Genomic DNA, 21,426 nt, shown 5'->3' on the forward strand with positions numbered 1-21,426 from the left:
GTTCATCAGAGCTCTTCCACCACGATGTTGCGGTTCGTGTAGATGCAGACGTCGCCGGCGATGTTCAACGCTTCGGTGACGATGGTCTTCGCATCGAGCGTCGTGTGCGCGATGAGCGCGCGCGCCGCGGACAATGCGTACGGCCCGCCCGAACCGATGGCGATGATCCCGTCCTCCGGTTCGATCACGTCGCCGGTGCCGGAGACGATGAGCGAGGTCTCCTTATCGGCGACCGCAAGCAGCGCCTCGAGTTTCCCGAGGCGGCGCTCGGTGCGCCAATCCTTGGCCAATTCGACCGCGGCACGGGTGAGTTGGCCGTGTTTTTCCAGCTTGGATTCGAACAGTTCGAACAAGGTGAACGCGTCGGCGGCAGCGCCTGCGAAGCCGGCGAGCACCTGCCCGCCGCGGCCAAGGCGGCGCACCTTGCGCGCGTTGGCCTTCATCACCGTGTTGCCGAGCGTGACCTGGCCGTCGCCACCGACCGCGATCTTCCCGTCGCGGCGGACGGAAACGATGGTGGTGGCGTGGAAGCGATTGGGATCCATGGATCGGGGGTTCCAGTGGGTTGTCCAGCTGAGTTGGGGATGCACGCGGGCGGATCAAGCGGCAACCCGTGCGGCCTGTCGCCCGTCAGATAGCGACGGTTCTGCCAGATCGAGGTCGCGCTCTCCGGCCGGCGCCGCGGCTACGGCAATGTCATCCATGTCGCGCATTCCGGGCGTGATCGCACCACGGATCCGGGACGGCTAACCCTTCTTCCGCTTCGCGCGCGGATGCGCGGCGTCGTACACCTTCGACAGGTGGCCGAAGTCCAGGTGCGTGTAGATCTGCGTCGTCGAGATGTCCGCGTGGCCGAGCAGCTCCTGCACGCCGCGCAGGTCGCCCGAGGATTCCAGCACGTGGCTGGCGAAGCTGTGGCGCAGCAAGTGCGGATGCACGCGCTTGAACAAGCCTTGCCGCTGCGCGAGCGTGCGCAAGCGCAACTGCACCGCGCGCGACGTCAGCGGGCCGTTGCGGCCCGGGAAGATGAACGCATCGTCGGCGGACGGGCGCTGGTCTTTTTTCCATTCACCGAGCGCCGCGCGCGCGTACGAACCGACCGGCACCGTGCGCTGCTTGCTGCCCTTGCCGAGCACGGTGACCATGCCGCCGGTGAGGTCGAGGTCGCGCCAGCGCAGTGCGCACAGTTCCGACAAGCGCAGGCCGGAGGAATAGAACAGTTCGAGCAGCGCGCGGTCGCGCAGGCCGAGCGGCGCGTCGGTCGGCACTTCGACCAGCGCCTTGGCTTCATCCGGATCGAGTACCTGGGGCAACTTGCGCGGCGCTTTCGGCGCGCGGATCGGCTGCGCGGGGTTGGCGGCGATGCGGCCATGGCGGAGCAACCAGCGATAGAAACTGCGGCACGCCGACAACCGTCGCTGCAAACTCTTCGGCGAGAGGCCGCGGCGATGTTCCGACGCGATGAACGCGCGGAGTTGCTCGGTATGCAGCGTGTCGACGTCCAGGCCCTGCGCGGTGGCGTACGCCTGCAGGCAATCGAGATCGCGGCGATAGCCATCCAGCGTGTGCGGCGACATGCGCCGCTCCACTTCCAGGTGCGCGAGATAGTCGGCGACCGAGCCCATGCGGTTGCCGCGCGTCCGTCAGCCGGGGAAACGCTGCAAGGCGACCGACAAGGCTTCGCCCATCATGCGCAGGAACAGCGTGCCCATTCCGGGGAAGAAACGGTTGGCGTCGCGGCTGCCGACCGCGACCAGGCCGATGCCCGGCACCGACAGCAGCGCGGTGGATTGCACGTCGTCCGCGCGCACGCCGTAAAGCAGCGCGTGCTTGTCCGGATGCAGGCGGCCGCAGATCGGTTCGCCGTCGGTGATCGCGTCGCGGAACGGCGCCAGGCGCGGGTCGCCGGCGGGAACCGACTGCCACCACTCCGCATCGTCGAGGCCCGCGACGGGCGCGAACGTCAGGATGCGCACGAGGTCGCCCTGGAAATCCTCTTCGAGCGTCGCGGCCATCGCGCGCAGCGTGGCCGCCGGCGTGTCCTGGCGCATGAGGTTCAGCGCGAGCTGGTGCGTGCGTACCGCGAGGCGCTCGTTCTCCTGCGCGTTGCCGAACAATTCCTGCAGGCGTCGCGCGAGTTCGCGGTTCTTGTCGCGCAAGACTTCGAGCTGGTAACTCGCCAACGACGCGGCGGGGCCTTCCTCGCGGGGCACGACCAGGCTGATCGCCAGGTCGGGAAACTGCTTGAGGAACGTCGGATGCCGGCGCAACCAGGCGGCGACTTCATGCGCACCGAGTTTTTCGGTCGTCTCGATCATGGCAACCACTCCCCTTCGAACACGAATGCGGCCGGACCGGCCATGGTGACCGGGCTGGCCGCGTCGGGCCAGGCGATCTGCAATTCACCGCCCGGCAGGGCGACGACGACTTCGCGATCGATGCGGCCGCGCCGCATCAAGATCGCCGCGGCGGCGCATGCGCCACTGCCGCAGGCGAGCGTCTCGCCGACCCCGCGCTCGTACACGCGCAAGCGAATGCGGTCGCGCGCGATGACTTGCGCGAAGCCGACGTTCACCGATTCGGGGAACGCCGCGCTGCGCTGCAGGGCCGGGCCCTGCAGGCCGACGCGCGCGGTGGCGATGTCGTCGACTTCGATCAAGGCATGCGGGTTGCCCATCGAGGCCGCGCCGATGTGCAGCGACTGACCGTCCACGTCGACGTCATAGGCGTCGCGCGCGTCGTCGCCGCACCCGGCGAGAGGCACGTGCGCCGGCACGAAATCGGGCACGCCCATCGCGATGCGATAGCGGTTGCCGGGCAACACGTCGACCGCGTGCGTGCCGGCCGGGCTGTCGAGCGCGAAGCGCGCGCCCTGCGCGGTGCCGTCGCGGACGACGAACGCGGCCACGCAGCGCGCGCCGTTGCCGCATTGCTGTGCGTGCGAGCCGTCGGCGTTCCAGATGCGGTAGCTCGCGGCCGAGGTGGCGTTGCGCGGCGCTTCGATCGTGATGATCTGGTCGCACCCTACGCCCGCATGGCGGTCGGCGAGCGCGCGGCACAGCGACGCATCCGGCACCGGTTGCCCATGCCGCAGGTCGACCATGACGAAGTCGTTGCCTGCGCCGTGCATTTTCGTGAAGCGCAGGGAGCGGCCGCCGGCCGCGTGCGGCTGGGTCATCGCATCGGCTTCAGCGCGGCGTTCCGGATGTCCCATAGGTGTTCGCCGGCGGCGTGACCGACGTCTCCGGCGGCGCAAACGTCGCAGGCGACGGTGGCGCGACGGTGGCGGGCGATGCGATCGAGGAGGATGCCGCGGCGACTTCCGGCGGCATCTCCTGCGGTTTCGGATTGAGGATCAGCTGCCCCTTGTTGCCGCAGCCGGCGAGCGGCAAGGCGGCAACGAGGGCGATGGCTGCGAGGCGGACTGGGCTCATGGACGCCAGTGTGTCACTTCGCGGCCGCGGTTTGCACCTTGCCGCCGTCCGCCCCGAGCTGGTTGAGCAGGAAGGCGTACATCTCCGACAGCTCGCGGTAGCGGCGGAAGCGCCCCGACTTGCCGCCGTGGCCGGCATCCATGTTGATGCGGAACAGCACTGGGCGGTCCGGGCCGGCGGTGTCGAGGTCGCGCAGGCGCGCCACGTACTTGGCCGGTTCGAAGTACTGCACCTGCGAATCCCACAGGCCCGTGCCGACGAACATCGCCGGATACGCCTGCGCCTTCAGGTTGTCGTAGGGCGAGTACGACAGCATGTAGTCGTAGAAGTCCTTCTTCTCCGGATTGCCCCACTCGTCGTACTCGTTGGTGGTGAGCGGGATCGACGGGTCGAGCATCGTGGTGACGACGTCGACGAAGGGCACCTGCGAGAGGATCACGCGGTACTTGTCCGGCGCCATGTTGGAGATCGCGCCCATCAGCAGGCCGCCGGCGCTGCCGCCGTAGGCCGCCACGCGATCCTTCGACGCGTAGCCTTCCTTGACCAGGAAGTCGGTGACGTCGATGAAATCGGTGAAGGTGTTCTTCTTCTTGAACAGCTTGCCGTCGTCGTACCACTTGCGGCCCATCTCCTGGCCGCCGCGGATGTGCGCCAGCACGTACACCATGCCGCGGTCGAGCAGGCTCACCGCCGGCAGGTTGAAGCCCGGGTCGGTCGAGGAGCCGTAGCTGCCGTACGCGTATTGCAGCAGCGCGGCGGTGCCGTCCTTCTTGAATCCCTTCCTGTAGACGACGGACACCGGGATCTTCGTGCCATCGCGCGCCGTGGCCCACAGGCGTTCGGTCGTGTACTTGTCCGGGTCGTAGCCGATGACCGGATCGCGCTTCATCAGCTTGCGTTCGCCGGTCTTCGTGTTCAATTCGTACACGGTGGCCGGTGTGGTCATCGACGTGTAGGTGTAGCGCAGCCAATCCGTATTCGGTTCGGCGTTGGTCGACAGGCCCATGCCGTACGCCGGTTCGTCGGCCTTGACGTATTCGGACTTGCCGTCGGCGCGCATCAGGCGCAGGCGTTCGAGGCCTTCGCTGCGTTCGGCGACGGCGGTGAAGCCGTCGAACAGCTCGAAGCCGTCGATGAAGACGTCCTCGCTGTGCGGGATCCAGTCCTTCCAGTCCTTGCGCGAGGTGCTGCCGTCGGCGGCGGTGACGACCTTGTAATTCTTCGCGCCGTCGGCGTTGGTGCGGATCACCCAGCGGCCGCCATGGTGGTCGGCTTCGTATTCCACATCGCGCTCGCGCGGGGCGAGCACGGCGAAGGCCTTGGGATCGGCGGCCGGCGCGCAGCGGAATTCGCTGGAGACGGTGCTGTCCACTTGGATGCAGAGGAACTTGTCGTCGCGCGTGCGGCCCACGCCCATGTAGAAGCTGTCGTCTTTCTCGGTGTAGACGACTTCGTCGGCGCTCGCCGGCGTGCCGAGGACGTGCTTCTGCACGCGCGTGGTGAGCAGCGTCTTCGGATCGTTCCAGACGTAGAAGAGCGTCTTGTTGTCGTCGGCCCAGACGAGGTTGGGCGCGACGCCGGTCACTTCGTCGGCGTAGGTCTCGCCGGTGGCGAGGTTCTTGATCTTGATCGTGTATTGGCGGCGACCCACGGCGTCCTCGGCCCACGCGAGGAGCGTGTTGTCCTGGCTGACTTCCCAGTCGCCGACGCTGAAGTAATCCTTCCCGGCAGCCATCACGTTGACGTCGAGCAGCACTTCCTCCGCTGCATCCATCGCGCCCTTGCGGCGGGCGTGGATCGGATAGTCCTTGCCCGTTTCGAAGCGCGAGTAGTACCAGTAACCGCGCTCGCGGTACGGCACGGAGGCGTCGTCCTGCTTGATGCGCCCGACGATTTCCTCGTAGAGCGTCTCCTGCAGCGGCTTCAGCGGCGCCATGAACGCGTCGGTGTACGCATTCTCGGCGTTGAGGTAGGCGAGCATGTCCGGGTTCTTGCGCGTGTCGTCGCGCAGCCAGTAGTACTCGTCGTTACGCTCGGCGCCGAACGGCGCCTTGACGACGTGCGGCTTCTTGGCGACGTCGGGCGGTTGCGGGAGATCGGCGGCGGAAGTGGTCGAGGTCATCAGCGTCAGTGCGAGGAGGCAAGGGGTGAGTTTCATGTCGGGTCCGTTAGCGTCGGGTCACTTCGACAGTTCGTTCCAGAGGAAGGTGTAGGCGAGCGCGTTCATGTGCGCCGACTGCGCATTGTTCGCCGCGCCGCCGTGGCCGCCTTCGATGTTCTCGTAGTAGCGCACGTCCTTCTTCGCCTCGAGCATCTTCGCCATCATCTTGCGGGCGTGGCCGGGATGCACGCGGTCGTCGGCAGTCGAGGTGGCGAACAACACCGGCGGGTAGGTCTTCGCCGGGTCGAACAGGTGGTACGGCGAGAAGGTCTTGATGAACTCCCAATCGGACGTATCCGGATCGCCGTACTCGGCCATCCAGGATGCGCCGGCGAGCAGGTGGCTGTAACGCTTCATGTCGAGCAGCGGGACCTGCACGACGATCGCGCCGAACAGCTCCGGATACTGCGTGAGCATGTTGCCCATCAGCAGGCCGCCGTTGCTGCCGCCCATGATGCCCAGGCGCTGGTGCGTGGTGAGCTTCGAGGCGACGAGGTCGTTGGCGACGGCGGCGAAGTCTTCGTACGCCTTGTGGCGGTTGGCCTTCAGCGCCGCCTGGTGCCAGCGCGGACCGTACTCGCCGCCGCCGCGGATGTTGGCCACCGCATACGCGCCGCCCTTCTCCAGCCAGCCCTTGCCGACGCCGCCGGAATACGCAGGCGTCATCGAGACTTCGAAACCGCCGTAGCCGTAGAGCAACGTCGGCGTCGAACCATCGCTCTTCGCGTCCTTCGGCTTGACGAGGAAGTACGGGATGCGCGTGCCGTCCTTCGACGTGGCGAAGTGCTGTTCGATGACGTGTTTGGTGGCGTCGAAGAACTGCGGGTTCGACTTGAGGACTTCGGGCGCGGCGTCCTTGGAGACATCGGCGATCGCGAGCGTGGTCGGCGTGAGGTAGTCGGTGGCCGTGATCCACACCGCATCGCTGTCGTCGGCGTCGACCGCACCCACGCTCACCGTGCCGATGGTCGGCGCGCCCGCGAGCGGCTTGCGCGTCCACGCGCCATCGCCCGGCGTCAGCACGCTGAGCTTGTTCTTGACGTCTTCCATGACATTGAGGACCAGGCGGTCCTTCGTCCACGAAAACCCGGCAAGCGAGGTGTTGTCGGTGGGCGCGAACAGCTCGGTGAATTCGCGCTTGCCCGCCATGAAGTCGTCGAACTTCGCCGCGATCAATGCACCGGCCGGCCAGGTCTTGCCGCCGGCTTCGTAGGCATCGCGCAGTTCGAGCAGCAGCCACTGCTTGTGGACGGACTTGTTCGCCGAGTTCGGCGCATCCACCTTCGCGAGCTTGCCGTCGGCGCCGCGCAGGTACAGCTCGTCGTTGTAGAAGGCGATCGTGCGATACACGAAGTCGCGCTTGAACCCCGGCGTGAGATCGCGCGCCGCGGCGATGTACATGTCCTGCGCCTGGCCTTCGTACACCTGCGTGGCCTTCGCCAGCGGCGTGCCGCGCGACCATTGCTTGACGATCCGCGGGTAGCCCGACGGCGTCATGGACCCTTCACCGAAATCGGTGAACACGTACGTGGTGTCGCGGTCGATCCAGCCCATGCCGCCCTTGGCTTCGGGACGGAAGAAGCCGTCCTTCACCCAATCCTTCGTCGACAGGTCGAATTCGCGCGTGACGTCGGCGTCCGAACCGCCGCGCGAGAGCGCGATCAGGCAACGCGTGTAATCGGGCTTGAGGCAATCGGCGCCGTGCCAGACCCAGTTTTCCTTCTCCGCGCGGTTGAGCGCATCGAGGTCGAGGACGGTTTCCCACTTCGGATCCGCCTTGCGGTACTCCTCGAGCGTCGTGCGGCGCCACAGGCCGCGCTCGTGGTTCGCGTCCTTCCAGAAGTTGTAGTAGTACGCGCCGATCTTCTCGACGCCCGGGATCTTGGCGGTCGAATCGAGGATGGCGCGGATGTCGGATTCGAGCTTGCGGAACTGCGGCGTGGCGGCGAGTTCGGCTTCGCTCTTCGCGTTCTGCTCGCGGACCCAGGCGATCGCCTTGTCGCCCTTCACGTCCTCGAGCCATTGGTAGGGGTCGTTCGCCACGGCGGGCTCCTGCTGCGCGGGGGACCCATCGGCGGCGATCACGATGCCGCTGGTCGCGGCGAGCCCGAAGGCGATCCCTGCAACAAGAAGGACAGGCGAACGCTTGGGCATGACGGCTCCGGCTTGGATGGGCGGGCCGTCACGCTATCACGGGCGCGGATTACCCCGCGCGCACCCGGCGCAGGGCCCACAGCGCGCTCGCCGGCATCGCGATCAGCCACAGGGGAAGGAAACCGAGGGGCGTGTTGTCGCGCGCGGCGGGGAGCAGGAGGACGGCGAGGACGCCGACGGTGAGGGCGATGCGCAGGAGGCTGGCGAGGCGGGTGATTTGCGCGTGGTGCATGGCGTTCGCTCCGTTGACGTTGGAGCGGAGCTTCGGGGGCGGTGATCTCAGGAGCTGCGATCAATAGCCGGCGGCGTCGAGGGCCTTGTCGGCTTCCTTGCGGCCGATGTCGATCAACTCCTTCGCGCGCCAGAATTCGTAGAACTGGCAGGCGTCGCGCGGGATGCGGACGACGAGCTCGGGCGGGTCGAGCGCGAGCTGCACGCGGGCGATCTGCGCCTGCATCGTGTCGAGCGAGCGCGCCATCAGGTCGGTGAAGCCCAGGCGCGTGCGCGCGGCTTCGGCCGAGGCGTCGGTCGCGCGCGTGTGCATCCATGCGGTGAGCCAGCTGCGCGGCGTCGGCCCCGAGGGTGCACCCTGTTCGGCCGGTTCGCCCGGCGGACGTTGCGGCCACCCGTGCATGTCCACCGCGATGAGGCGATGGGCATCGGACAAGCGCGTGGCCGCGATCGGCAGCGGCGCGAGCAATCCGCCATCCACCAGCGCGCGCCCGTGGATCATGTGCGGGGTGAACAAGCCCGGGATCGCGAACGACGCGCGGATCGCATCCCACATGTCGCCCTCGCGCAACCACACCTCGCGTTGACGCAGCACGTCGACCGCCACCGCGGTGAAGTCGATCGACAGGTCCTCGATCTTCGGCGAGCCCGCGATCTCCCGCAGCGCGGCGATCAGCCGCGTGCCTTCGAACAACGCCGACCGGCCGAACCCCGGATCGAGCAGGCGCAGCATCGTGCGCCGATCCATCGACAGCAGCCAGTCGCGATACTCCGGGAGCTTGCCCGATGCATGCAGCCCGCCGACCAGCGCACCGCTCGACGACCCGGCGATCGCGACGATGTCCATGTCGCGCGCCTGCAGGGCTTCGATCACGCCGATCTGCGCCAGGCCGCGCGCGCCGCCGGCGCCCAGGACGAGCGCGACCTTTTCCCCGCTGCGGATCTTCGGCGGATCGGCGGGCGTCATCAGCGCTCGTAGTTGGAGATGGCGAGCGCGAGCAGCGAACGCGCCTGTTCGCGCAGCACCGGCGGCTCGATGATTTCCGCATCGCTGCCGTAATGCAGGATGTCCATCAGCAGCTCGCGCGAATTGCTGTAGGGCAGTTTCAACTCGTAGCGCCCGTCGGGCAGGAAGCGCCCCTGCTGCTGCGAATGCCAGCGTTCGTCCGCCACCCAGCGCGCGGCCTTCGGGCTGAACACGATGGTCGCCCAGTTCTTCGGCGGGCCGGAGAAGATGCCGTAGCTCGAGGCCAGGTGTTCGTCGAGTTGTGCGTCCTCGATGTCGCGCGCCGCGCCGTCGAGCATCTTGGCCGCGCCGATGCGATCGACCGCGAAACTGCGCAGGCCTTCGCGATCCTCGTCCCACGCATCGACGTACCAGTTGTCGCGATAGTGCGTGATGCGCTGCGGCGACACGGTGCGCCGCGTCTTCTCATCCGTGGACCGCGCGCGATAGTCGAAGGCGAGCTTGCGGCGACCGAGCACGGCCGAGGCGACGACGCGGAAGACGTGTTCGTCCAGGCGGCGCGGGCGCGAGGCGATGACGCGCACGCGCTCCACCGGCCACTGCTTGCCGCCGGCCTGCTCCTCCAGCAGCTTCTCCACGCGCGACTGCAACGGCGCGAGCGCGGTGGACAGCAACCCGCCCCCGCTGCGCGCCAACAACTGCTGCGCGGCCAGCAGCGCGTGCAACTCTTCCGAATTCAGCCACAGGCCCGGCAGTTCGAAGCGGTCGTCCTCGTTGGCGTCGTACTTGAAGCCGGCCTCGCCGTCGCCCACCACCGGCGCCATCAGCCCGTCGCGGAGGAAGGCCAGGTCGCGGTAGACGGTGGCGCGCGAGCACCCGAGCTCGTCCTGCAGCCGCGCCACCGTCACCGGGTAGCGCGCGGCCTTGAGGAGGCGGTGGAGGGCGTTGATGCGTTCGTAGCGGTCCATGGCACAGATTAAAGCAGATGCGGGGGTGCGCTTCTTCTACAATCGCCGCATGCGCGAGCCCCAGCTCAATCCGTCGCCCTCTCCCGGCGACGCGGTCCATGCCACGACCTGCTACATGTGCGCATGCCGTTGCGGCATCAAGGTGTGGACGCTCGAAGGGCGCATCCGCTACATCCAGGGCAATCCGGACCACCCGGTGAACCGCGGCGTGTTGTGCGCCAAGGGTTCGGCCGGGTTGATGCAGCACTACTCGCCGGCGCGCCTGACGCGGCCGCTGTTGCGCGTGGGCGAGCGCGGCAAGGGCGAGTTCAAGGAGATCGGCTGGGACGAGGCGATGGCGATCGCGACGTCGTGGCTCGCGCCGATCCGCGCGCGCAACCCCGATGAACTGGCCTTCTTCACCGGCCGCGACCAATCGCAGGCACTCACCGGGTGGTGGGCGCAGCAGTTCGGCACGGTCAACTACGCCGCGCACGGCGGGTTCTGTTCGGTGAACATGGCCGCCGGCGGGCTGTACACGCTCGGTGGCTCGTTCTGGGAATTCGGCGAACCCGACTGGGACCACACGCAGTACCTGATGTTGTGGGGCGTGGCCGAAGACCACGACTCCAATCCGATCAAGCTCGGCCTGGGCAAGCTCAAGGCGCGCGGCGCGAAGATCGTCGCCGTCAACCCGGTGCGCAGCGGTTACGGCGCCATCGCGGACGAATGGATCGGCATCCGCCCGGGCACCGATGGCCTGTTCGCCTTCGCGCTGATCCACGAACTGCTGCGCAGCGACCGCATCGACCTCGACTACCTGGTGCGCTATGCCAACGCGCACTGGCTGGTGGTCCGCAATCCGGGCGGCGCGGATGATGGGCTGTTCGCGCGCGACCTCGACGGCAACGTGCTGTGCTGGGATCGCGAACGCGGCGCCGTCGATGCGCGCGCGGTCGACACCACGCCGATGGTCGTCGGCGAATACACACTGCCCGGCGGCCGCACCGCCGTGCCGGTGTTCCAGTTGCTCGCAGAACGATATCTCGATCCGCAATACGCACCGGACGCCGTGAGCGAGCGATGCGGAATCCCCGGCGACACGATCCGCCGCATCGCGCGCGAACTGGCGAGCGCCGCGTTCGATTCGAAACTCTCGCTGCCGATTGCGTGGACCGATGCCTGGGGCCGCGAACACGCGACGATGGAAGGCCGCGCGGTGTCGATGCATGCGATGCGCGGCATCAGCGCGCACAGCAACGGCTTCCATACGTGCCGCGCGTTGCACGTGTTGCAGTTGTTGCTCGGTGCCGTCGACGCGCCGGGCTCGTTCCGGTTCCAGCCGCCATTCCCGAAACCGATCCCGCCCGGCAACCGCCCCGGCAAGGCGCGGCGCGCGGACGGCGGCCTGGATTCGACACCGCTCGGTTTCGTGCACGCACCCGAGGATCTCGTCGTCGACGCCGACGGCCAGCCGCGCCGCATCGACCATGCGTATTCGTGGGCGTATCCGCTCGCGGCGCACGGGATGATGCACACGATGATCCGCAACGCGTGGGCGGGCGATCCCTACCGCATCGACACGCTGCTGATGTTCATGGCGAACATGAGCTGGAACTCGGCGATGAACACGTCCGAGACGATGCACTGGCTGACCGACACGTTCGAGGACGGCGAGTACCGCATTCCGCGCATCATCTACAGCGATGCGTATGCGTCCGAAATGGTCGCTTACGCGGACCTGGTGTTGCCGGACACGACGTACCTGGAACGCCACGACGCGATCTCGCTGCTCGATCGCCCGATCTCCGACGCCGATTGCGCGAGCGACGCGATCCGCCATCCGATCTTCGATTCGGCCACGCAGCCGACCGACGACGGCCGTCCGCGCGACGTGCGCGGTTTCCAGACCGTGCTGCTGGAACTCGGCGCGCGCCTCGGCCTGCCCGGCATGGTCGAAGCCGACGGCGCGCCGAAGTACGCCGACTACGCCGACTACATCGTCAACCACGAGCGCACGCCCGGGGTGGGCCTGCTCGCCGGTTGGCGCGGCGAAGACGGATCGCTGGAAGGCAAGGGCGCACCGAACCCGCACCAGTTGCAGCAGTACATCGCGCACGGCGGGTTCTGGCATTCGCCCATTCCCGAATCGGCGCGCTACTACAAGATGGCGAACCGGGATTACCTGCGCTGGGCGCACGGCTTCGGCTTCGTGCCCAACGAACAACCCATCGTGATGCAGCTGTATTCCGAAACGCTGCAGAAGTTCCGGCTTGCGGCGCTCGGACACGGCGCGCACCAGCCGCCGGACGAACACCGCACGCGCGTGGCGACGTATTTCGATCCGCTGCCGATCTGGTACGAGCCGTTCGAGCACGACCAGACCTCGCGCGAGACGTATCCGCTCAGCGCGATCACGCAACGCCCGATGCACATGTACCACGCGTGGCATTCGCAGAATGCGTGGCTGCGGCAGATCCAGACGCGCAACGCCTTGTTCGTGCATCCCGACACCGGCGCGCGCTACGGGCTCGCGGAGGACGATTGGGTGGATGTCGATTCGCACCACGGCACGATCACCGTGCAGGTGCGTTTTGCCGGCAACGTGCAGCCCGATACGGTGTGGACGTGGAATGCGATCGGCAAGCGCCGCGGTGCGTGGCGGTTGTCGAAGGACGCGCCGGAGAGCAAGCGCGGCTTCCTGCTCAACCATCTGATTTCCGACGTCACGCCGAAGGGTGATTACGCGAACGCCGACCCGGTGACGGGCCAGGCGGCGTGGTTCGACCTGCGGGTGCGCATCCGCAAATCCGACGCCACCGCCGACGAAAGCGCGCCGCAGTTCGCACCGCTGCAGTTCAAACCCGCGCCGGACCACCCGCTGCGCTACGGCGCGAAGTCGCGCAACCACGAACATCCCAGCAAGACCTCGACGGACGACACGCTGCCATGACCGATCTGCCGCCGCCGTCGAAGAAGAAGCTCGGGCTCGTCATCGACCTCGACACGTGCGTGGGTTGCCATGCATGCGCGACGGGCTGCAAACAGTGGAACAGCGGCGGCATGGCCGGGCCGGTGACCGACGAGAAGCCGTACGGCAAGGATCCGGCGGGGGTCTGGTTCAACCGCATCCACGCGTACGAACTGGAGCAAGTGCCCGCAACGCCCGAAGCGCCCGCGCAACCGGCGATGACGCTGCACTTCCCGCGCTCGTGCCTGCATTGCGAAACCCCCGCGTGCGTCACCGTCTGCCCGACGGGCGCCAGCTACAAGCGCGCATCCGATGGCATCGTGCTCGTCGACGAGGACAAGTGCATCGGCTGCAAGCTGTGTTCATGGGCCTGCCCGTACGGCGCGCGCGAGTACAGCGAAGTCGAAGGCGTGATGAAGAAATGCACGCTGTGCGTGGACCGCATCTACAACGAGAACCTCCCCGAATCCGAACGCGAGCCGGCCTGCGTGCAGGTGTGCCCGACGCGCGCGCGCCACTTCGGCGACCTGGGCGATCCGGAATCGAAGGTGTCCAAACTCGTCGCCGAACGCGGCGGCCTGCCGCTGTTGCCCGAACTCGGTTACGCGCCCGTCAATCGTTACCTGCCGCCGCGGCCGCGCCGCGCGGGCGGCGATGACGTCGCCGTTGCCGAAGACACGACCACGGAAGCCACGCCGAAGCGTTGGCTCGACCGCATCCTCCGCCGCTAGGGAGTTCCCGCATGGCCGACCAAACCCCGGTGCTCGTCACCACCACGCATTCGATAGAAGGACGCCGCATCGTCGCCTACAAGGGCCTGGTCGGCGGCGACGCGATCCTCGGCGCGAACATGTTCCGCGACTTCTTCGCCGGCATTCGCGACATCCTCGGCGGCCGATCTGGCGCGTACGAGAAGGTCTTGCGCAAGGCCAAGCAGGAGGCGATCGACGACATGATGGAGCAGGCGCGCGAGATGGGCGCCAACGCGGTCGTCGGCGTTGACCTGGATTACGAGACCATCCAGATCCAGGACGGCGGCTCGATGCTGATGGTGTCCGCATCGGGCACCGCGGTCGTGCTGGAGTGATCGCTTAAATGCATCCCGCGCTGTCGGTCATCTTCTTCACCACGCTGTCGGGCGCGGGTTACGGGCTGTTGTTCTGGACGGCGTATGCGGTGCTGTGCGGGCAGGGTCAGCCGCGCGCGTTGCTGATCGCGATCGCTGTCTCCGTCGTCCTGTCGACGATCGGCCTGCTCAGCTCGCTGTGGCATCTCGGCAAGCCGGCCCGCGCGTGGCGTGCGTTTTCGCAATGGCGCACCTCCTGGCTGTCGCGTGAGGGCGTGGCCTCTCTGGCGACCTTTGTCGCCGCCGTGGCGCTTGCGGCGACGTTGTTGCCGGACCTGATGGACGGCGATGCGCGGGGAACGATGCCCTCATTCGACTGGACGGGTCGGGGAATCGCCGTCCTGGCAATGGCGATGGCGATGGCGACGGTGTTCTGCACCGCGATGATCTACGCCTCACTCAAGCCGATCCCGGCCTGGCGGCACCGCCTTGTGCCGACGGTGTACGTGCTGTTCGCCCTGTTCACTGGCGGCCTGCTCGACATGGTGATCCGCGGGCCTGATTCGTCGGCCTTGCTGTTGATCCTGCTCGCCGCCGCACTCTGGATCATGAAGGTGCGCTATTGGCGCGCAATCGGCGCGGCATTGCCGGCTACGCGCGGCGACGCAATCGGTTTGCCCGGTCGCACTGCGACGGTCTTCGAGCGGCCCCACACCGAAGCGAACTATCTGACCAGGGAAATGGGGTTCGTCGTCGCGCGCAAACACGCAAAATGGCTACGCGTTGCATCGGTGGCGTTGTTTGCGGTCATTCCGATCGTGCTCCTCGCACCGGTGATCGTGCCGCACCTGCATTCGATGCCGCTGCTGGTCGTGGCCGCACTGAGCGCGCTGGCCGGCGCCTTCGTCGAACGCTGGCTGTTCTTCGCCGAAGCCAAGCACATGGTGACGCTGTATTACTGAGCGTCGATGAAGTCGCGCGCGCCCTGGTCCAGCAGGCGTTGCGCGACTTCGATCCCCAGCGCCTCGCGATCGGCGCCCGTCGATTCGGCGCGCACGACGCGGCCATCGCTCGCCGACCCCACGAGTCCCTGCAGATGCAACGTCGCGCCCTGACGGCGCGCGAATGCCGCGACCGGCACGTGGCAACTGCCATGCAGCGCGCGGTTCATCGCGCGCTCGGCTTCGACGCATTCGCGCGTCGATGCGTCGTCGAGCGCGGCCAACAGCGCGAACGTGTCGGGCGTGTCGTTGCGGCATTCGATCGCGATCGCGCCTTGCGCGGGTGCGGGCAACCAGTCGGGTGCGTCGAGTCGCGCGCGGATGCGCGATTCGAATCCGAGGCGCGCCAGACCCGCGCAGGCGAGCACGATCGCGTCGTATTCGCCCGCATCGAGCTTGGCCAGTCGCGTGTTCACGTTGCCGCGCAGGTCGCGCAGGTCGAGGTCCGGGCGGCGTGCACGCAACTGCGCCTGGCGGCGCAGGGATGAGGTGCCGACCACCGCACCTTGCGGCAACGCATCGATGCCATCGCACGTGTTGCTGACGAACGCATCGGCGTGATCGGCGCGCGCCAGGATCGCGGGCATCGCGAAACCCGGTTCCAGCACCATCGGCACGTCCTTCAGCGAATGCACCGCGCAGTCCGCTTGCCCGCGCTGCATGGCGACTTCGAGTTCCTTGAGGAACAAGCCCTTGCCGCCGATGGCGGCGAGCGAGCGATCGAGCACTTCGTCGCCGAGCGTGCTCATGGGCACGAGCACGACGTCGAGCCCCGGATGCACGGCGCGCAACCGGGCGGCGACGTGTTCGGTCTGCCAGAGGGCGAGCGGGGATTTGCGGGTGGCGATGCGGAGCGTGGGCATGCGGGCATTATCGCCCGCGCGGGCCTACAGGTGCTTCACCGTCTCGCGCAGGTGTGCCACGCAGCGGCGACTGACTTCCAGCGGATGCTCGCCGTGGCGCAGCACCGCCTGCACATGGCCGTCGGGCGCGCGCTTGAGCTCGACGATCTCGTGGCGCGCCACCAGGCAATTGCGATGGATGCGCACGAAGCGGTCGCCGAACTCCTCCTCCAGCGACTTCAGCGATTCCTCGATCAGGTCCTCGCCGCGCGCGTGGTGCACGACGACGTACTTCTCTTCGGCCTGGAGGTAATGCACGTCTTCGATCGGGATCAGGCGCAGGCTGCCGCGCAGGCGCGCGCACAGGTGCGTGCGGTGTTGTTCGTGGCGCGGCTCGCCGTCCGGCGCCGCGCCGTTGCCGTTGCGGCCTGCGGCGAAGGTGCGCGCGCGCTCGAGCGCGGCGGCGAGGCGTTCTGGACGCACGGGCTTGACGAGATAGTCGATGGCCGCCGCTTCGAAAGCCGACAGCGCATGCGCGTCGTACGCGGTGCAGAACACGACCGCGGGGCGCGGCTCGAATGCGGCAAGGTGGCGCGCGGTTTCGAGCCCGTCGATGCCGGGCATCGCGATGTCGAGCAGCACCAGGTCGGGATGGTGCGTGGCGCAGGCATGCAACGCTTCGCGTCCATCCCCCGCCTCGGCGACCAGCTCGATGCCGGGCTGTTCCGCAAGGAGCCCGCGCAGGCGTTCGCGTGCGAGGGGTTCGTCGTCGGCGATCAGCACTCTCACGATCGGCCTCCTACTGCTAGAGCGGGACCCGAAGCTCAGCCAGATAGTAGCCCTCGTGCCAGTGTCCGTGCACGCGGGCCTTCGGGCCGAAGGCATAGGCCAGTCGATGGGCGATGGAACGCTGCGCATGGCCGCTCCCGCCCCTCCCCGGGGTCGGCAAGTCTTCGGCGGCCATGTCCCGTTCCCTCGGCGGGGGCGCAGGGTTATGAACGCTGATGTGCAGCCCATCCGGCCGCACCGCGAGTTCGATGTCGATGGTGCCGCCTGCCGGAAGCCGCGAAATGCCGTGCAGGACGGCGTTTTCGACCAGGGGCTGCAGCACCAGGCGCGGCAGGCGCAACTGCCAGGGCAACGAGTCGTGGCGGCCGCGCCAGCGCACCTGGAGGCGTTCGCCCAGGCGCAATTGCTCGATCGACAGGTAACGCTCGGCCAGCTCGACTTCCTCCGCGAGGGTCGAGTCGCCCTCGCCCGCGCCCAGCGCGGCGCGGAACAGGTCCGACAGGTCCAGCACCGCGCGCTCGGCCACGTCGGCGTCGCGTCGCACGAGGCCTGCGATGGTGTTCATGCTGTTGAACAGGAAGTGGGGCTTGATGCGCGCCTGCAGCGCGTCGGCCTCGGCGCGCGCGCTCGCGCGCACCTGCTTCTGCCAGCCATCGACCGCGTAGAGATAGCGCAGCACCACGCTGACGATGAGCGTGGCGATCGCCGCGCTGCCGCCGACGAACCGGTGCAGGCGCACCGTATCCGGCACCAGCCCGAGTGCCAGCCCGTTGTCCACCGCGTGCACCAGCGCCGCGCCGGTGGCCGAAATCAGCGCCGCGCCCAGCACCGCCGCCGTGCCGCCCATCCAGGGCCGCAACCGCGACAAGGGCCTGCGCGAGACGCACAGCACGACCGACACCGTGAGCGACAACCACAACGCGAATGCGCTGGCCGACGCGAAGCGCGCGGCCGTCCAGTCGGCATCCGAAGCCGGCGCAAGCGCGATGATGCACACGACCAGTTCGGCCACGCCGAGCATGATCGCCAGCCGCCCGAGGCGGCACAGGTCCGGCAGCCAGGGTTCGCCGGGCGCGGGCTCCATGCTCAGCCGGCGAACCTGCGATCGAACCAGTCGCGCAGGTCGCGCACTTCGTCCGGGCACACCGCGTGCGGCATCGCGTAGGTGCGCCAGGTGACGTCGAAACCCAGCTCCGTCAACGTCGCCGCGGTCGCCGTGCCGGCCTGCACCGGGATCACGGGGTCGGATTCGCCGTGCGCGAGGAACACCGGCTGCCTGCGCGCGGCGTCGGTGACCCTCGCGCGCGCGTCGGCATGCGACATCGGAATGTAGGTGGACAACGCGACGATGCCCGCCAGCGGTGTCGTGCGCCCGAGCGCGGACGCCAGCGCGATCGCGCCGCCCTGCGAGAACCCCGCGAGGAAGATCCGTTCCGGCGGAATGCCGCGCGCCTGTTCGCGATCGAGCAACGCACCGACCTGCGCCGTCGACACCGCGACGCCGTCGGCGTCGGCGCGATTGGCCAGGTCGAAATCGCGGATGTCGTACCACGCACGCATGCGCATGCCGGCGTTGATCGTCACCGCGCGCACGGGCGCATGCGGGAAGACGAAACGCACCGACGGCCAGCCCGGCCGCGCGAGTTCGGGGACCAGCGGCACGAAGTCGTGCCCATCCGCCCCGAGGCCGTGCAGCCACAGAACGGACCAGCGCGGATCGGGTCCGGTCTCCTCTTCGATGGTTTCGAGCAGGTCGATGGCATCCATGGTCGGGCTCCGCTGTCCTTCGCCGCAGTCTAGAACAAGCCCGCCGTGCGCGCGGCGGCTGTCCGACCGCGCCCGTGCGCCGCGTTGGCTCGCAGATGGGGGCGCGTTTTCGCGTCCCCGACGGAGGCGCACATGGCGGGATCGCTCGGGCGGCTGTTCGCGGAACTGCGGCGGCGGCGGGTCGTGCGCGTGCTCATCGTCTACGGCATCGCCGGCTGGCTGGTGATCCAGGTCGCCGCAACGGTGCTGCCGAGCCTGCAACTCCCGAGTTGGTCCGTCACGCTGGTCATCGTGCTGGTGGCGCTGGGCCTGCCGATTGCCCTGTCGATGGCATGGATGTTCGACGCCGGGCCGCGCGGGCTGGAGCGCACGCCGCCGATGTCGAGCCAGCCCGCGCCCGAATCGCCGCCCGCACCAGCGCCGATCGCGCCGCCCGCTCCGCCGCCTTCGCCCGCACCGCCGATGGAGAACATCCCGCCGACCGCAGTGCGCACGACGCCGCCCGCCGCCGACGGGCGCCGCACCATCGCCGTGCTGCCCTTCGTCAACATGAGCGGCGATACGGAGAACGAATACTTCAGCGACGGGATCGCCGAGGAGATCCTCAACCTGCTCACGCAGCTGCCGCAGCTGAAGGTCGCCTCCCGCACGTCGTCGTTCGCCTACAAGGGCAAGGATTTCCAGATCCCCGACGTCGCGCGCGACCTCGGCGTCACCACGTTGCTGGAAGGCAGCGTGCGCAAGGCGGGCGAACGCGTGCGCATCACGGCGCAGTTGATCGACACCGGCAGCGATTCGCATCTGTGGTCGGAAACCTACGATCGCGAACTCAAGGATGTCTTCACCATCCAGGACGACATCGCGCACAGCATCGTCAAGGCGCTGCAGGTGACGCTCACGCCGCAGGAACGGCGCGCGCTGGTGTCCGTCGCGACCTCCGACCCGGAAGCCTACGACTACTACCTGCGCGGCCGCAGCTACATGTACTCGATGGCGCGGCGCGATTACGAACATGCGATCCGCATGTTCGAACAGGCCATCGCGGTGGATTCGAAATATGCATTGGCCTACGCGGGCATGGCCGATGCGTACTCGCACCTGTACCGCTATGCCGATGCGTCGGCCGACAACGCAGCGCGCGCCAATCGCGCGAGCGAGCAGGCCGTGGTGCTGGATCCCGAATCGGCCGAGGCGCACGCCTCGCGCGGGCTGGCCCTGCTGATCGGCGAGAAATACGACGCGGCGCAGCAGGCCTTCGACGTCGCCGTGGCGAAGAACCCCAACCTGTTCGACGCCTGGTACTACTACGGCCTGGCGTGTTCCTCGCGCGGCGATTACGAAGGCGCCGCCCAGAAATACCGCCGCGCGGCGGAAGTGAACCCCGCGGACTTCCAGGTCCCGATGTTCCTCGCACAGACGCTGGCCTCGCTCGGGCAGAAGCAGGAAGAAATGCGCGTGCGCCTGGGCGCGCTCAACACGCTGGAACGCCACATCAAGCTCAACCCGCACGACACGCGCGCGCTGTATTTCTGCGCGCAGGACCTGTACCGCGTGGGCGAGAAGGAGCGCGCGATCGCGATGGCCGAACAGGCGCTGAAACAAGCGCAGGACGAACCGGTCGTGCTGTACAACCTGGCGTGCTTCTACGTCGAACAGGACGACCTCGAACGCGCGATCGACCTGCTCGAACGCGCGGTCAGCCTGGGCTGGGGCGACCGCGCGTGGATGGAACACGACAGCGACCTGGACCCGCTGCACGGGCATCCGCGGTTCACGGCGCTGCTGTCGCGGATCGCCTGAGGGTCACTTCTCCCGCACGACCTTGCCCTGCTTCATCACGAACACCACGCGCTCGGTCGCGCGCACGTCCTGCAACACATCGCCCGGCACGGCGACGATGTCGGCGAACTTGCCCGCCTCCAGCGTGCCCGTCTCCTTGTCGATGCCGAGCAGGCGCGCCGAGCCCAGGCTGCTCGTCATCAACGCTTGCGCCGGTGACATGCCGAGCTCGACGTAATCGCCGAATTCCTGCGCGTTGATGCCGTGCGGATAAACCACCGCGTCGGTGCCGTAGGCGATCGGCGTCCCGATGCGCAGGGCATTCTTCATCATCTCGCCGTGCGAGGCGGCTGCTTCGCGCGCTTTCTTCGCCACGTGCGGCGGATACGTGTCGGCCTGCTTCAGCACGAACTTCACCGTCATGCGCGTGGGAACCAGATACACGCCCTTGTCCTTCATGCGCTGCAGTGTTTCGGTCGTCAGGAAACTGCCGTGCTCGATCGAATCCACGCCCGCATCCACCGCCATGCGCGCGGCCCGGTCGCCGTGAGCGTGCGCCGCGACCTTGCGGCGCCACGCGTGCGCCTCGTCGACGATGGCGCGCAGTTCGTCGGGCGTCAGCTGCGGCACGTCGACCGGATCGGTTTCCGACAACACACCGCCCGACGCGCACACCTTGATGTTGTCCGCGCCGTACTTCAGTTGCTCGCGCACGGCGCGGCGGCAGGAATCGGCGCCGTTGCACACGCCGTCCTTTTCGCCGAACTCGCGCACCAGCCCCGTCGGGAACGCCGGGCCGTCGCAATGGCCGCCGGTCGAGCCGATGGCGTGCACGGACACCAGCATGCGCGGGCCCTCGGCGAGGCCCTGTTCGATCGCGTTGCGCAACGCGACGTCGATGTAATCGCCGGCGCCGACTTCGCGGATCGTCGTGACGCCGGCCTGCAGCGTGACGTGCGCGTTGTGTTCGGCGTGGTAGGCCTGCTCGACGGGCAGGCGCATCATCGAGTTGTAGAAACCGCGCGTCCACGACGCGTCGTAGTCGCTCACCATGTGCGTGTGCGCGTCGATGAAGCCGGGCACGAGCGTCGCATCACCGAGATCGACGACCTTCGCGCCCGCGGGGACGGCGAAGTCACCGACCGCTTCGATCGTCTTGCCGCGCACGAGCACGCGACCCGGGGAGACGAGCGTGCCGCTCTTTCCATCGAACAGGTGCGCGGCTTGCAGGACGATGGCCTGCGGCGGGTCTTGCGCGGCGGCACTGCCCGCGATGGCGAGCAGGGCCGACAACATCCAACGGAACGTGCGCATCTC

The 21,426-nt window shown here is 68.0% G+C and carries 20 protein-coding genes; 5 read left to right on the top strand and 15 right to left on the bottom strand.

What is annotated here, in order from left to right; genetic code table 11:
• Positions 1-5 precede the first annotated feature (5 nt).
• The 10 genes from hslV to LF41_RS14955 all read right to left on the bottom strand — a co-directional run bounded on the left by hslV (position 6) and on the right by LF41_RS14955 (position 9,915).
• On the bottom strand, positions 6-545 hold the full coding sequence (gene hslV / locus LF41_RS14910; protein WP_036171436.1) for an ATP-dependent protease subunit HslV: 540 nt from the start codon (positions 543-545) through the stop codon (positions 6-8).
• 201 nt (positions 546-746) lie between these two features.
• Positions 747-1,625 (bottom strand): tyrosine recombinase XerC, encoded by an 879-nt coding sequence (xerC, locus tag LF41_RS14915; RefSeq protein ID WP_036171438.1) that lies wholly within the window; start codon positions 1,623-1,625, stop codon positions 747-749.
• A gap of 18 nt (positions 1,626-1,643) precedes the next feature.
• Positions 1,644-2,318: a DUF484 family protein gene (locus tag LF41_RS14920; protein ID WP_036171440.1), complete on the bottom strand. Its 675-nt coding sequence runs from the start codon at positions 2,316-2,318 to the stop codon at positions 1,644-1,646.
• Entirely contained in the window at positions 2,315-3,178 is an 864-nt protein-coding gene (dapF, locus tag LF41_RS14925; protein ID WP_036171443.1) for a diaminopimelate epimerase, read from the bottom strand. The genes LF41_RS14920 and dapF overlap by 4 nt, the downstream gene beginning before the upstream one ends.
• 10 nt (positions 3,179-3,188) lie before the next feature.
• Entirely contained in the window at positions 3,189-3,434 is a 246-nt protein-coding gene (locus LF41_RS14930; protein WP_152600046.1) for a hypothetical protein, read from the bottom strand.
• A 13-nt stretch (positions 3,435-3,447) separates the two neighbouring features.
• On the bottom strand, positions 3,448-5,592 hold the full coding sequence (locus LF41_RS14935) for a S9 family peptidase (protein WP_052116501.1): 2,145 nt from the start codon (positions 5,590-5,592) through the stop codon (positions 3,448-3,450).
• A gap of 21 nt (positions 5,593-5,613) precedes the next feature.
• Positions 5,614-7,749 carry a prolyl oligopeptidase family serine peptidase gene (locus LF41_RS14940; protein ID WP_036171448.1) on the bottom strand — a complete coding sequence of 712 codons (2,136 nt, stop codon included), beginning with the start codon at positions 7,747-7,749 and terminating at the stop codon, positions 5,614-5,616.
• Positions 7,750-7,798: 49 nt separating this feature from the next.
• Positions 7,799-7,981: a hypothetical protein gene (locus LF41_RS14945; RefSeq protein ID WP_036171451.1), complete on the bottom strand. Its 183-nt coding sequence runs from the start codon at positions 7,979-7,981 to the stop codon at positions 7,799-7,801.
• A gap of 60 nt (positions 7,982-8,041) precedes the next feature.
• Entirely contained in the window at positions 8,042-8,947 is a 906-nt protein-coding gene (locus LF41_RS14950) for a patatin-like phospholipase family protein (protein WP_036171468.1), read from the bottom strand.
• Positions 8,947-9,915 (bottom strand): helix-turn-helix transcriptional regulator, encoded by a 969-nt coding sequence (locus LF41_RS14955; RefSeq protein WP_036171471.1) that lies wholly within the window; start codon positions 9,913-9,915, stop codon positions 8,947-8,949. Before LF41_RS14955 ends, LF41_RS14950 begins: the two co-directional genes overlap by 1 nt.
• Positions 9,916-9,964: 49 nt before the next feature.
• On the opposite strand from LF41_RS14955, the gene LF41_RS14960 reads away from it, so the two are divergent.
• Genes LF41_RS14960 through LF41_RS14975 form a run of 4 tightly spaced genes read left to right on the top strand, consistent with a single transcriptional unit; the run spans position 9,965 to position 14,893 of the window.
• Complete coding sequence (locus LF41_RS14960; protein WP_052116514.1) at positions 9,965-12,847, top strand: molybdopterin oxidoreductase family protein; 2,883 nt, start codon at positions 9,965-9,967, stop codon at positions 12,845-12,847.
• Positions 12,844-13,596, top strand: a complete 753-nt coding sequence (locus LF41_RS14965; RefSeq protein ID WP_036171475.1) for a 4Fe-4S dicluster domain-containing protein — start codon at positions 12,844-12,846, stop codon at positions 13,594-13,596. Before LF41_RS14960 ends, LF41_RS14965 begins: the two co-directional genes overlap by 4 nt.
• 11 nt (positions 13,597-13,607) lie before the next feature.
• Positions 13,608-13,952, top strand: coding sequence for a heavy metal-binding domain-containing protein (locus tag LF41_RS14970; protein ID WP_202594062.1), 345 nt, complete (start codon positions 13,608-13,610; stop codon positions 13,950-13,952).
• Between the two features lie 8 nt (positions 13,953-13,960).
• Positions 13,961-14,893 (top strand): dimethyl sulfoxide reductase anchor subunit family protein, encoded by a 933-nt coding sequence (locus tag LF41_RS14975; protein WP_036171477.1) that lies wholly within the window; start codon positions 13,961-13,963, stop codon positions 14,891-14,893.
• On the opposite strand, the gene hemC is transcribed toward LF41_RS14975, so the two are convergent.
• The 4 genes from hemC to LF41_RS14995 are packed head-to-tail and all read right to left on the bottom strand — an operon-like array spanning position 14,887 to position 18,330.
• Positions 14,887-15,795, bottom strand: coding sequence for a hydroxymethylbilane synthase (gene hemC / locus LF41_RS14980; protein WP_036171480.1), 909 nt, complete (start codon positions 15,793-15,795; stop codon positions 14,887-14,889). The two genes, LF41_RS14975 and hemC, sit on opposite strands and share 7 nt — an antisense overlap.
• A gap of 24 nt (positions 15,796-15,819) precedes the next feature.
• The gene (locus tag LF41_RS14985; RefSeq protein WP_036171482.1) at positions 15,820-16,563 is read right to left on the bottom strand and encodes a LytR/AlgR family response regulator transcription factor; all 744 of its coding nucleotides are present in this window, start codon (positions 16,561-16,563) and stop codon (positions 15,820-15,822) included.
• A gap of 16 nt (positions 16,564-16,579) precedes the next feature.
• The gene (locus LF41_RS14990) at positions 16,580-17,647 is read right to left on the bottom strand and encodes a sensor histidine kinase (protein WP_036171484.1); all 1,068 of its coding nucleotides are present in this window, start codon (positions 17,645-17,647) and stop codon (positions 16,580-16,582) included.
• 2 nt (positions 17,648-17,649) lie between these two features.
• Positions 17,650-18,330: an alpha/beta hydrolase gene (locus LF41_RS14995; RefSeq protein WP_036171486.1), complete on the bottom strand. Its 681-nt coding sequence runs from the start codon at positions 18,328-18,330 to the stop codon at positions 17,650-17,652.
• Positions 18,331-18,462: 132 nt separating this feature from the next.
• On the opposite strand from LF41_RS14995, the gene LF41_RS15000 reads away from it, so the two are divergent.
• Positions 18,463-20,130 carry a TPR end-of-group domain-containing protein gene (locus tag LF41_RS15000; protein ID WP_052116502.1) on the top strand — a complete coding sequence of 556 codons (1,668 nt, stop codon included), beginning with the start codon at positions 18,463-18,465 and terminating at the stop codon, positions 20,128-20,130.
• Positions 20,131-20,133: 3 nt separating this feature from the next.
• On the opposite strand, the gene LF41_RS15005 is transcribed toward LF41_RS15000, so the two are convergent.
• Positions 20,134-21,423, bottom strand: a complete 1,290-nt coding sequence (locus LF41_RS15005) for a metal-dependent hydrolase family protein (RefSeq protein ID WP_036171488.1) — start codon at positions 21,421-21,423, stop codon at positions 20,134-20,136.
• Positions 21,424-21,426 lie beyond the last annotated feature (3 nt).

This window comes from Lysobacter dokdonensis DS-58, from assembly GCF_000770795.1.
GTDB lineage: Bacteria > Pseudomonadota > Gammaproteobacteria > Xanthomonadales > Xanthomonadaceae > Noviluteimonas > Noviluteimonas dokdonensis.